The organism is Carboxylicivirga longa (genome assembly GCF_050589825.1).
Taxonomy (GTDB): domain Bacteria; phylum Bacteroidota; class Bacteroidia; order Bacteroidales; family Marinilabiliaceae; genus Carboxylicivirga; species Carboxylicivirga longa.
In genome coordinates this window covers 1-12,479 of the sequence record NZ_JBNGOZ010000001.1, presented here as the reverse complement: position 1 = coordinate 12,479, position 12,479 = coordinate 1, and the positions used below count along the sequence as shown (strand labels likewise).

The window sequence follows — 12,479 nt, the reverse complement described above, 5'->3', positions numbered from 1 at the left end:
CCATGGCGATTAAACAACGAAGTAAACACAAACGCACGAGCCGGCTACTGCTGCGTCTACTGTCCATTATCCTGGTAATAACGGCAGTAGCGCTTTATATGGGCAAGCGTTTTTACGACCGTATATACGCACCCAACGTAACTGTAGATGCTGCACAGCCTTATTTTTATATCCCCACAGGTGCCGACTTTGAGGACGTGATGGTAGCCTTGGAAGACGGTGCTTACCTGAAGGATGCCGCTGCCTTTAGATGGGTGGCTCAGAAAAAAAATTACACCCGTATTAAGCCCGGGCGCTATAAGCTGGTAAACAACTGGAGTAATAATGACCTGGTGAACCTGCTGCGGGCAGGCAGACAAACAGCCGTTAAGGTTACCTTTAACAATATCAGAACGATGGCTGAATTGGCCGGCGAAGTGAGCGACTACCTTGAGTGTGACAGCTTGAGCTTACTGGAAGCCCTGAGCAATCAGGATGTGTTCAGGCAATACGGTTTTAACGAGGCTCAGGCACCGGCTTTGTTTATCCCTAACACCTACGAGTTATGGTGGAATACCACACCGGAGAGTTTTATCAAACGCATGCACAAGGAGTACCAGCGTTTTTGGAGCCAGACACGACGCCAAAAGGCAGAAGCTGCCGGGCTGACACCCATTGAGGTGAGCACCCTGGCGGCTATCGTTGATGAAGAGACCATTAAGAGCGATGAAAAACCACTGGTGGCAGGTCTTTATATCAATCGCCTACGAAAAGGCATCCGGCTGCAGGCCGATCCAACGGTTAAATATGCCATTGGCGATTTTTCGATACAACGCGTACTGAGCAAGGACTTAAAAACCGACTCGCCCTATAACACCTATAAATATGCCGGCCTTCCACCGGGCCCCATCCGCGTGCCGTCGGTATCGGGCATAGAAGCAGTGCTGAATTATAAAAAACACGATTACCTGTATATGTGTGCCAAGGAGGATTTCTCGGGCTATCATAACTTTGCAAAAACCTTGCGACAGCACAACATTAATGCACGAAAATTTCAACGTGCACTGAACAGTAATCGTATCTACCGCTAAGCTGAAACCATCAAAATCCAACTAACCCATTCTTGCGATCAACAGTACCGGTTTTTGGCTTGTCCAACCCAGGCACTTTACCCGGAGAAATTTACGATATTATCAAAAATGACTATTTTAAGCCAATCAGAAAAGTTAGTAACATTTAATATCAAGAATATGAAATTAATCAAAACCTTAGCAGTAACTACCATTTCATGCCTTGCCATTTCATGCGCCTCACTCAACGGGGGATCCTCCAGCTTTGAGGACAGCGACAGCCCTTATGTTGAAGAAGAAACCCAACCGGTGGTAAAAAAGGAAACACCCCAACCCAAACAAGATAAGATTGTGGTGAAAGAAGAAAAGGTAAGGGTAATAGATGAGCAGGATGAGACCGTATTCAAATATTATGTAATCATTGGATCGTTCCGCGTGCTGGAAAATGCACAAAACTATAAACGTCAACTGATCGACGAGGGTTTTCTGCCTGTATTACTAGAAAACGAGAATGGCCTCTATCGCGTTTCCGTATCGGCCTATAACAATGAAGAGCCGGCTCGTGAAAAGATTAATTCCATCCGCAACAAGTATAAGAAATACAACGATGTGTGGTTACTCATCCGAAAAGCATAAATAAGAACAGAAGCCGGTACTATTATGCCGGCTTTTTTGCTGATTTAACGTATCATTGTCAAGGGATAAGATACATTTTGCTTTAGCTTGCGTATCTTTTTATTATTTTTGCGCATTCGATCACCGAAATAAAACAACATACAATATAAACAGACTAGGAATGTACAGACCGGTAAATCTTTCAGAAGATATTTTTTATGTGGGCGTGAACGACCGTCGCACAAATTTATTTGAAAATATGTGGCCGCTCGACCGTGGTGTGTCCTACAACTCGTATGTGATAGCTGATGAAAAAGTAGCCATCATCGATACCGTTGAGGCGGGGCATTTCGAAAAATGGATAGCCAAGGTACGCACCATCCTCAACGGACGTGCAGTTGATTACCTGGTGGTTAACCATATGGAACCCGATCACTCGGGGGCTATACGCATCCTCACCGAGCTATATCCCAACATGAAGATTGTGGGCAACAAAAAAACCGTTCCCATGATTGAGGGATACTACGGCATAACCGGTGATTTCGAGGTGGTAAAAGAGGGCGACACCCTTGATTTAGGAAAACACAAACTTACTTTTTATACAGTACCCATGGTACACTGGCCCGAGTCGATGGTTTGTTTCGAAGAGACACAGAAGGTGCTCTTCTCATCAGATGCCTTTGGTAGCTTTGGTACCCTCGATGGCGGTATCTTCGATGATGAGCTGGATTTTGAACACTATGTGGACGAAATGCGCCGTTACTACTCAAACATAGTAGGTAAATATGGTAATCCGGTACAGAAAGCACTTAAAAAACTTGGCAGCCTGGAGATTCAACTGCTGGCTCCTTCTCATGGTCCCATATACCGTGAAAATATCCAACGCATGATTAGCATGTACGACCAGTGGAGCCAGTACGAAGGCGAAGAAGGTGTTGTGGTGGCCTATGCTTCCATGTATGGCAACACTGAGGAGATGGCCGAGGTAACTGCCCGTGCCATTGCCGAAAGTGGCATCAAAAATGTGCGTGTGTACGATGTAAGTAAGACCCATCCCTCCTTTATCATTTCAGATATTTTCAAATATAAAGGTCTGATATTGGGCAGCCCCACCTACAGCAACGAACTGCACCCCAACATGGAAGCGCTGGCCAACAAACTGCATCACATGGGTGTTACCAATCACTACTATGGCGTACTGGGCTCCTTCACCTGGGCCGGTGCATCGGTTAAAAAACTGCGCGAGATAGGCGAAAGCCTCAAATGGGAAGAAGTAGCCGAGGCCGTGGAAGAAAAACATGCCCTGAAGGAAGATAAATACGAAGCATGCTGGCAGCTGGGCGTGGCCATGGCCAATAAGCTCAAGGCTCTGCAATAAAAATAAAGATATCAATTACACTAAAGAGCAATCGCTGTTGATTGCTCTTTTTTAGCACCTAAAAAAAGCCCGAAGCAAAACTGCTTCGGGCTTACTATTTTCATTGCAATAAGTTTATAAAAACTCGTAGCGAACAAAGGCCTCAACTGCCTCGTACTCGGCCATACCCAACTCATTATAAAGTTGTGCAGTACCCCGGTTACGATCTTCGGCACGTTGCCAGAACTCGCGGTTATCACCCCCCAGGAACATAGCTCCATCCTTCTGCGACTGATGCTTAAAGATGGCGTTACGTTTGCGCATAAGCTCATCCGGACTAATGGGCACAGCCATTTCAATATTATGAATCTCCCACTCGTGCCATGCACCACGGTACAACCACACCCAGCAGTCTTTCATAAAGTCTTCCTTCTTCAGTACGTCGATGGCCTGGAAGATAGCATCCAGACACACACGGTGCGTTCCGTGAGGATCAGACAGGTCGCCGGCAGCAAAAATCTGATGCGGTTTTACCTCTTTAATAAGATCCGAAACGATCTTTACATCAGCTTTACCCATCGGGTGTTTCTCTACGCTACCTGACTCATAGAAAGGCAGGTTAAGGAAGTGTACATTTTCATCCTTCACCTTGGCATAACGACATCCGGCCTTGGCCTCTCCTACCCTGATCAGTCCTTTGATACGACGTACCTCGGGCAAGTCAACCTGATCGGATTTTTTATTAGCCAGGAACTTACGGATTTTATCGTGCTCTGCTTTAATAGCTTTATCATCACCGGTCATTCCGTTAGTGTAGTCACCCACGAAATCCAGATAACGCAATACATCATCATCCGATACAGCGATACTACCCGACACCTGATAGGCTACATGCACTTCGTGTCCCTGATCAACAAGGCGGAGCATGGTACCCCCCATCGAAATCACATCGTCATCGGGGTGTGGGCTAAAGATGATAATACGCTTCTTACCCGGCGTTTTGCGCTCAGGACGGTTGGTATCGTCAGCATTGGGCTTACCACCGGGCCATCCGGTAATAGTATGCTGCAATTCATTAAAAATGCGGATGTTAGTCTGATAGGCTGAACCTCGTTCTGCAAGAATGTCACCCATACCATTGTCGTTATAATCACGATCGGTGAGTTTCAAGATCGGCTTATTCACCTTCTGACATAGCCACAATACAGCCTTTTTAATTATGCGATCGTTCCACTCAACGCTGTCGATCAGCCACGGTGTTTGAACGCGGGTAAGGTCGGCAGCAGCTGCCTCATCCAATATCATTTTACAATTCTCATGACGTTGAAGGAATGAAGCAGGATTCTCCTCGGTAACATTTCCTTCAATGGTCTTTTTCAGAATAGATGCTTTACCTTCGCCCCACGACAGTACACGTACCCGTTTAGCATTCATAAGGGTTTTAATACCCATGGTGATGGCTTTGCGAGGCGCATTATCAAGGCCAAAGAAATCTGAAGCAGCCTCGGTGCGGGTAATATTATCCAAAGGCACAATACGTGTCAGTGAATTATAGGATGAGCCGGGCTCGTTAAGGCCAATATGACCAGTGGCACCAACGCCCAATATTTGCATATCAATGCCGCCTACCTGCTGAATCTTCTCCTCAAAAGCATGGCAGAATTCATAAATATTCTCCTGCGGAAGAGTGCTGTCCAGGTAATTGATATTTTCTTCCGGAATATCAATATGGTTCAACAACTTCTCGCGTATGTTACGATTAAAACTTTGTAAGGCATCCGGTGCTATCGGATAATACTCCATCACGTTAAAAACAATCACGTTTTTAAAGCTCAGCCCTTCTTCCTTATGCAAGCGAATCAACTCAGAGTAAACTTCGCTGGGCGCTGAACCTACTGCTAAACCCAGTACACATTTACCGCCTTCCAGCTCTTTGATTTTGATAATCGATGCAATCTCAGAAGCTACAGCTTTTGATCCTTCGGTTGAAGAACCATAAATTTTTGTGCTGATTTTCTCATGCTTGGTAATTAAGGCTCTCAAATAAGGATCGTCGTGATAACCTTCATTCTTAAATTTCCCCGCCGGAGAAATTTTTTGATTGAATTTTTCTATCATATCTACTCTAAATTGAAGTTTTGTGGTTTTAGATTAGATGCAAATTTACAATTTATAATGATTAAAAATAAAAATATTAGAAAGATTTAATTGCCTTTTAGCAAGAAATTAAAAGCAACCGTAACTTTCGCTTGATTACTTAAGCCCCATCAGTGGGGCACCAGACTATTGTAAATTACATCTTGTATTTGTGTTCTCACATTCATCTCAATCAACTTTTTATTGTAAGCCCATGGATGAATTCGATTGGACAGGAAAATATACATCAAATTATGCTCGGGGTCAAGCCAAAAGATGGTACCGGTAAAACCTGTATGACCATAAGAAGCCGCCGACACTCTTTGTGATACATGACTATTCTCGCCCGGCTCAAGCTCAGGTTTATCCACCCCCAGGCCACGCCGGTTACCATGATTCACTGTCTGCGTAAAGCGGCCAATGGTTTCGGGCTTTATGAAACGCTGCCCGCCATAGGTACCTTCATTCAAGAGTAGCTGCCCCAGCTTAGCCAAGTCACCGGCGGTAGCAAAAAGGCCGGCATGAGCACCAACACCGCCTAACATAGCCGCTCCCTGGTCGTGCACATAACCATCAAGCAAACTGCGCCTAAAGGCCAGATCATTCTCGGTAGGTATTATCTCGGTATCCGCAAAACGTTCCAAGGGTCTGTAGAGCATACGCGAGGCACCCAGACGAGAGGCTATAACCTGGTTAAACAGCTGATCGATGGTCATTCCGGCTTGCCGCTCAATCACCTTCTGCAAGAGATAATACCCCAGGTCGCTGTAACGATAAGTTTTATCGTAGCGCTTCGAAGCATATATTTGTGCATACATGGAGTCCACATAACTCTCATTCATAAACAGGCCTTTGCTCACCTGGCGCGTATACATCCCCTGCTCCTTTTTATTAAATACATCGCTCCGAAAACGAGCATTTTTATTCTGATAAAGGCGGGTATCAACGCGAATATTGTATAAACGCGAATAATGCCGACTATACAAAGTACGCTTGCCCAATGAAGAGCGATCCAGCGCGTTAATATGAAAAGGCAGATAACTGATAAGTCCACTCTGATGTACCAGTAACTCGCGTAGGGTGATATCACCCTTATCAGTAGTGTCAATACCCGGGATATATTCCGATAAGGTGGCTTCCAAATCTATGCGTCCCTGCTCGTACAGCTTCATCACCAAAGGGAAGGTAACCGCCAGCTTTGTGATGGATGCCACGTCGTAAAGATCGTTCCTTTTCACTTCCTGCTGCTTATCGTAGGTATGATGCCCATAGCACTTATCTACCACAATACGACCATTTTTAACCACCAATAGCTGGGCGCCGGGGGTTGCCTTCTCCCGTATGGCATCATGCACAATGCTATCAATCTTAGCCATCGAGTCACGAGGGAATGCTGTTTCCGGAATCAGCGCATAAGACAGACGCTGTGCCGCCGTATTCACCCGCTGAAAGCCTTGCTGCTGCAACCAACTATCGAGGGCAGACTGACCACTAAGGGGCAAGCCTCCATAAAGCGCTTGTGCCATCATCGACCACGAATGATGCATGCGTTGAGGCATAAGAATAAGCACATCGAAAACAGGAAGCAAGCGATCCACATCGCTCCTATGGAGTATACCCCCGTATACCAGCACATTAACATCCCCCAAGGCGCCCTTTTCTTCATAGTCTGCCAATGCCTCCCTCAGAAGGGGCAGACTATCGGAAACAAGCACCCGAAGGGCATTCGACACCTCCTGTGCCGGCTGCGGGTGATACCGCTTAAGCTTTTCTATAAAAGGACGCACATCGCTATCAGTAGCCACCCTTATTGTACAGGAAAGTGTATCCACCCGATTTAAAGGTAATACCTTACGTCGCTGATAGGCTGATACAGCACCGCAAAACACTTGCTCGCGAATGCCTCTTTGTGGCCTCACCTCATCCCTTACGGAAGAAGCATCTCCCATCACATACCGCATCAAACGCCTGAGCTTGGCATCCAGTATGTCTCCTGACAAAAAGCCGGTCTCAAAGGCCTTCAGCAACAACTTCCGACAAGTCTCATCACCGTCCTGCCAAAACAGGTAATTAAACTTCATCATCTCCCGAAAGGAAACCGCTGCATCCAATGGCCGGTGTAATGCTCCCAGCAATGGCATACCTATTTGTGCATAATCTATATCCTCCTCCCCTTCATTTCTCAAGTAACGAAACAGCTGCTTATCCAACAACTCACAGGGAAAATCAATAATGCGGGGCAAGTCATCCAAAGCCTTACTGCGGCCGGTATACACAACGCCTACATTGGGAAGGCGGTCAGGCACCAGCACGCCACACAGACCATTAGAAATATGCGCAGCATAGTAGCCTTTGTAAAACTGATGAATTAAATTAGAATCGGTGAGAGCCGACAGTGTATAGGCGTTGGGCATAGGCCATCCGACCGTATCGATATCCATCTCTTTGCCATGTAAAAACGGGTATTGGTGAAACAACATGAGGGTATCACCAGGCAGCGAATCGCTTCTGTCGACAAATAACAAATCCACTTTTTCGGCCAAAGTCAGACGCTGAAGCATTGAGTCGATACGTGCCATGGCAAATAGCGGCTGGCCACAGCCACAGAGGAATATGAAAAAGAAAAGTCTGATCACCATTGTTCTTCACGGATAATTGTGCCAACGAAAATAATTGAATTTAATGAACCTGCCATGCCTGAAACCGAACACTACAGAACATTACCAACACATGGGATACAGCAGCGATAAACATAAGACCTTTATTCGCGATGTGTTTTTTTATCATCATGTCTTGGATAATCGGTTAACAACCGCTACTTTAGAATGCTGAAAATAGATTATTAACCCATCTATCGAAAAAATGAGTGTAAGTGATTCAATAAACAATTCGCTGGTACAGGATTGGGCAGACAAAGTGATTTTAGTGGTGGAAGATGTAGATACCAATAAGATATTTTTCGATGCTGCACTTCGCAAGACCCACGCCAAGATACTGTGGGCCAAGGACGGCAAGGAAGCCATTGAGCTTTTTAAGGAAAATGAGATTGATTTGGTACTAATGGATTTGCAACTGCCTATTATGGATGGGTATACGGCCACACGCGAGATCAAGGCGATCAACAAAGCCATACCCATTATTGCACAGACTGCCCACGTAATGTCGGGTGAGCGTGAGAAATGCATGGAGGCAGGCTGCGACGATTACCTCGCCAAACCCATTCGTCTTCAAATACTAATGGATACCCTATCGAAATACTTGAATAACTAAAAAACTGCCCGAAGGCAGTTTTTTTTTATTCTTCTGTCACCTTAAGTTCCGTTCTCCGGTTCTGTGCCCTGCCGGCTTCTGTTTCGTTACTCTCCAGCGGCTGATCAAAACCGTAGCCCCTGTAACTGAGCTGAACAGCATCTACACCCTGCCCTATCAGATAATCATAAACGGCCTGTGCCCTTTTGTTCGACAGCGTGAGGTTATAGCTCTGTGTACCCACATTATCCGTATGTCCACCAATCTCAACCTTCACGCCCGGGTTAAGCTGCATCAAGTGCACCACGTAATTCAGTTCGGTATGTGAAGCGGGATCCAGCTCGTAGGAGTCGGTGGCAAAAAACACATTACGCAACACAAAGCGAGCTCCGGCTTTTATCTTACTCAGGTACACATCCATCACTTGCGGCTTATCCATAGAGGCCTTTTCACTTACTTTAAAATTATCGGAATAAAACAAATAACCCTTTTTGTGTATATTCAAAGCATAGCTACCACCCGATGGAAGACAGAAAAGAAACTCACCCGAGTGCTGTGCTGTGCTCACATTGGCCGACAACTCACCATTGGGCATTTTATTAATACGTATCTCGGCCGACAGCTGCTCGCCTGATGCACCATCGAACACCCTGCCCCTTACATAGGTAACGGGTGTTGGGCGTATGCTTTGGGGTATGGTAAACTGATAGATGTCTTTATCATCCCCCTCATGGAGCCCGTCGGAAGAGAAATAGCCCAGATCTCCCTTGGCCGTTATCACAAGCCCAATCTCATCCTTCTCGGTATTTAAGGGATAGCCCAGATTACTGGCGCGCCCCCACTGTCCTTCATCATTCTTCTTGGAAAAGAATAAATCCATATTGCCCATGCCCGGCCATCCATCGGAAGCAAAATACAAAGTTTTATTATCGAGATGAATAAAAGGAGAATTCTCGTCCCCTTCCGTATTAATGTTATCCCCCATGTTTTGGAGCTTACCAAAGAAGGGTGTACCATCCTTTTTATAACCGGTAATATAGGCCTTCCATATATCTTTCTTCCCTTTTCCACCGGGCCGGCTGCTAACAAAATACAGGCTGCGTCCGTCGGATGAGAAGCTGGGCTGCGACTCCCAGAAAGGGGTATTCACCGGCGCTCCAAGGTTGCTTGGCGTACTCCATCCATCGGCGGTACGCTGCGAAAACCAGATATCGCAACTGCCGCGCCCTCCTTTACGGCCACAGGCGGTGAAAAACATCCAGTTACCATCGGCACTTAAAGTCTGGGCCCCTTCGTTGCTATTGGTATTGAGCGATACTACGGGCTGCCGCATCTGCCAAACTCCATCGTGCTGTTGCGACACATAAAAATCCTCACGAAAGTTAATGGCATTCTTCACAAGCCCTGTAACATCGTTCACCAATGGATCCTTAGGTACCAACACGGTGAATATCATGGTTTCGCCATTCGCACTAAGGCTGGGCCAATATTCATCCAACTCACTATTAATATGCTGTCCCAGATTAACCGGCTCAATAAAGATAGGATTGACAATGGCATCGCGGGCAAACTCGGCTTTCTCAATCCAAAAATCAGGATTAAGCTTACTGCGCTTATTGCGGTTGTATTTTTTAAAGGTCAGCATCCACGGACGCACCTCATCATAGGCTCCCGTATTGTACTTGGCCACGCCCATATTAAATAAAGCCGGCACAAAAAAGGTGCTATCAATAGCCAATGCCTTCTCCAGAGCATGCACCTCACGATTATACTGCCTTTGCGAGAAGTGAATATCAGCCTTCAGCAGATAAGCTTCAATAAAACTCTTCTCCTTACGAAGGGCTGCGTCAAGGTACTTCAGCGCCTCTTGCGGCTGATTGTTGGCATAACTGTTTTGCGCGGCCTCAAAGCTGGCAATGGCCTTGCGCGATTTAACACTGTAATGTTGCGCCCGGCCGAAAGTAACAAGCAGAACTGCAAATAAAAGTAATACGAGATGCTTCATAAGTTAGTGTACTACGCAAAAAATGCCATTTGGTTATGTAATCATTCACACAAAACCCAAGATACAGCAAAACCACTGTAATTAAAGTAAACGATCAATTGCAATACAAGTAATAACCGGGTAGAGCGCTCAATAAGTTTTAGGGAACGGTTCCCTATGATAAAGTACCGTTCCGCAAATACAATCACATATCCGCCTTGTGCTCATCTGCTAACGCAAGGCCGATTGTATAATATTATATGTTTTATCAATCAGCTCATTGGGCTGATCCATGTATTTACGTGTATCGATTGGGGGATGGATAACCATTTCAACACTGCCCGGTAACAGATTCAAGCCCTTATTATAAACCTTATATGTATCTACTATGGTAATAGGAAGTATGGGAAGCCCCAGCTCAAAGGCAATTTTAAAAGCACCCTTTTTAAAGGGGCGCATGGTATTAGAGCCGCTACGTGTTCCCTCCGGAAAAATAACCACGGATGAACCACCACTTAATTTTCTTTTCGCCTCGTCTATGGAAGCCAAGGCCGCCCGTGGCGATGAACGATCGAGAAAGATGTGACCCACCTTATGGCTGGCATAGCCAATGCCGGGTGCATGACGCAACTCCTTCTTCATAACCCACTTAAAATCAACACCCAACCAGCCGTATAGCAAAAATATATCATACCCGCTCTGATGATTGGCTATGATCACATACGATTGATTCTTACGAATATTCTCCCGTCCGCTAACCTTTACAAACATGGGCGTGAGACAACCCGTTACACGCGCCCAGGTAGCGCCCCAAAAGCTGCCCACTCGTGGGTTAACCAATATGGAGAAACTCGCAGCCAAAAATGAAAACAGAATACTTGCCGCTGCAAAAAGCGGGATAAAAACTAAGAACTTGTAAGGTTGATACAGCCAATAAGCAAACTTCTTCATTGCACGACAAACATCAATAGAGGCCGGTCAAGCACCTCTTAAATCATAAAATAATTTAGAATACTTAAAAACAATGCGGATATCAGGCAGCTAAAATCCTGACTATAATTTTATTCATATAAAAGTCAAGAACAAAAATAATGATTCCCGCAAAGGCCACAAAAAATAAGGCGACAAATAAAACCGCTCAATCTGTATATTTGCTTTATTAAATACCACAACGAATGATTGAAATTGACATGACGCAATGCCGCAAATGCAAAAAATGCGAGCTGATATGTCCGGTTGCAGGCATCAACATTAACAAGCAAACCATCAGCAACGACTGTATTGAATGCCATCACTGCGGTGCCATCTGTCCACACGACGCCATCAATGCCCAACATCTTATAGGAGAAACCTCGCAAAACAACATTCAGCCCTACGATTTTGAGCTACTGATGCAGCAACGTCGCTCACATCGCATCTTCAGTAAACGCCGGGTAGCGCCTGAGCTGCTGCAGCACTTTATTGAAAGCATGCGCTTTAGCCCCACGGCCAGCAACCTGCAAAGCCTGCAATTTACTGTTGTGAGCAATACAAGCGTGATGGACGAAATTAACACGCTCACAATTACTACCCTCACCAAAGCTTTTAAAGGCATTAATAGCTTCACCCAACCACTCATCCGCTTGTTTGCCGGCGGCGCCACCCTCAAAAAAATGATGACAGCTAAAGACAAATTCATGAATAAGGCAGCCATCAATAAGAAGATGATTACCTATAACGCCCCGGCAATGATTGTGATACATAGTGAAACCACCCCTGTAGGCATGCCCGTGCACGATGCTGCCATCTGGACAGGTATGGCCACGCTCTATGCTGAGCTGCTTGATCTATGCACCTGCATTAATGGATATATTGTAAATGCTGCTCGTCGTAACAAAAAAATAAAACACTCGCTGCAAATACCCGCACACCACACCATTCACAGCGCTATACTCATTGGCTATCCGCAAATGAAATTCGAAAACAGGGTGGAGCGCAATATGCCCACTATCAATCACATTGTGCAATAATTAGGCTATAGTTTAATAATGCGTTGTAAAACCGATTAGTTGTTGATAACATAGGTCTATTTTCAAAAACCTTTCCTTAG

The 12,479-nt window shown here is 45.5% G+C and carries 9 protein-coding genes; 5 read left to right on the top strand and 4 right to left on the bottom strand.

What is annotated here, in order from left to right; genetic code table 11:
• Positions 1-2 precede the first annotated feature (2 nt).
• The 3 genes from mltG to ACRD7A_RS00035 all read left to right on the top strand — a co-directional run bounded on the left by mltG (position 3) and on the right by ACRD7A_RS00035 (position 3,042).
• On the top strand, positions 3-1,070 hold the full coding sequence (mltG, locus tag ACRD7A_RS00045; RefSeq protein ID WP_430809284.1) for an endolytic transglycosylase MltG: 1,068 nt from the start codon (positions 3-5) through the stop codon (positions 1,068-1,070).
• A 159-nt stretch (positions 1,071-1,229) separates the two neighbouring features.
• A complete protein-coding gene (locus ACRD7A_RS00040; RefSeq protein WP_430809283.1) occupies positions 1,230-1,685 on the top strand; it encodes an SPOR domain-containing protein in 456 nt (151 codons plus the stop codon).
• Positions 1,686-1,845: 160 nt separating this feature from the next.
• Positions 1,846-3,042 carry an FprA family A-type flavoprotein gene (locus ACRD7A_RS00035; protein WP_430809282.1) on the top strand — a complete coding sequence of 399 codons (1,197 nt, stop codon included), beginning with the start codon at positions 1,846-1,848 and terminating at the stop codon, positions 3,040-3,042.
• A gap of 114 nt (positions 3,043-3,156) precedes the next feature.
• Here the strand turns inward: ACRD7A_RS00035 and ACRD7A_RS00030 are convergent, their stop codons facing one another.
• Both ACRD7A_RS00030 and ACRD7A_RS00025 read right to left on the bottom strand, forming a co-directional pair.
• The gene (locus tag ACRD7A_RS00030; protein ID WP_430809281.1) at positions 3,157-5,139 is read right to left on the bottom strand and encodes a glucosamine-6-phosphate deaminase; all 1,983 of its coding nucleotides are present in this window, start codon (positions 5,137-5,139) and stop codon (positions 3,157-3,159) included.
• Between the two features lie 149 nt (positions 5,140-5,288).
• Complete coding sequence (locus tag ACRD7A_RS00025) at positions 5,289-7,796, bottom strand: serine hydrolase domain-containing protein (protein WP_430809280.1); 2,508 nt, start codon at positions 7,794-7,796, stop codon at positions 5,289-5,291.
• Positions 7,797-8,019: 223 nt separating this feature from the next.
• On the opposite strand from ACRD7A_RS00025, the gene ACRD7A_RS00020 reads away from it, so the two are divergent.
• Positions 8,020-8,427 (top strand): response regulator, encoded by a 408-nt coding sequence (locus ACRD7A_RS00020; protein ID WP_430809279.1) that lies wholly within the window; start codon positions 8,020-8,022, stop codon positions 8,425-8,427.
• A gap of 25 nt (positions 8,428-8,452) precedes the next feature.
• On the opposite strand, the gene ACRD7A_RS00015 is transcribed toward ACRD7A_RS00020, so the two are convergent.
• Positions 8,453-10,411 (bottom strand): OmpA family protein, encoded by a 1,959-nt coding sequence (locus tag ACRD7A_RS00015; protein WP_430809278.1) that lies wholly within the window; start codon positions 10,409-10,411, stop codon positions 8,453-8,455.
• 210 nt (positions 10,412-10,621) lie between these two features.
• Complete coding sequence (locus ACRD7A_RS00010; RefSeq protein WP_430809277.1) at positions 10,622-11,341, bottom strand: lysophospholipid acyltransferase family protein; 720 nt, start codon at positions 11,339-11,341, stop codon at positions 10,622-10,624.
• Positions 11,342-11,565: 224 nt separating this feature from the next.
• Here ACRD7A_RS00010 and ACRD7A_RS00005 point away from each other — a divergent pair, with 224 nt between their 5' ends.
• Positions 11,566-12,399, top strand: coding sequence for a nitroreductase family protein (locus tag ACRD7A_RS00005; protein WP_430809276.1), 834 nt, complete (start codon positions 11,566-11,568; stop codon positions 12,397-12,399).
• The last annotated feature ends 80 nt before the right edge of the window (positions 12,400-12,479 follow it).

What these genes read in the sequence shown, in the direction of transcription:
- mltG (WP_430809284.1), top strand. Translation starts at nt 3, where the DNA reads ATGGCGATTAAACAACGAAGTAAACACAAACGCACGAGCCGGCTACTG.
- ACRD7A_RS00040 (WP_430809283.1), top strand. Translation starts at nt 1,230, where the DNA reads ATGAAATTAATCAAAACCTTAGCAGTAACTACCATTTCATGCCTTGCC.
- ACRD7A_RS00035 (WP_430809282.1), top strand. Translation starts at nt 1,846, where the DNA reads ATGTACAGACCGGTAAATCTTTCAGAAGATATTTTTTATGTGGGCGTG.
- ACRD7A_RS00030 (WP_430809281.1), bottom strand. Translation starts at nt 5,139, where the DNA reads ATGATAGAAAAATTCAATCAAAAAATTTCTCCGGCGGGGAAATTTAAG.
- ACRD7A_RS00025 (WP_430809280.1), bottom strand. Translation starts at nt 7,796, where the DNA reads ATGGTGATCAGACTTTTCTTTTTCATATTCCTCTGTGGCTGTGGCCAG.
- ACRD7A_RS00020 (WP_430809279.1), top strand. Translation starts at nt 8,020, where the DNA reads ATGAGTGTAAGTGATTCAATAAACAATTCGCTGGTACAGGATTGGGCA.
- ACRD7A_RS00015 (WP_430809278.1), bottom strand. Translation starts at nt 10,411, where the DNA reads ATGAAGCATCTCGTATTACTTTTATTTGCAGTTCTGCTTGTTACTTTC.
- ACRD7A_RS00010 (WP_430809277.1), bottom strand. Translation starts at nt 11,341, where the DNA reads ATGAAGAAGTTTGCTTATTGGCTGTATCAACCTTACAAGTTCTTAGTT.
- ACRD7A_RS00005 (WP_430809276.1), top strand. Translation starts at nt 11,566, where the DNA reads ATGATTGAAATTGACATGACGCAATGCCGCAAATGCAAAAAATGCGAG.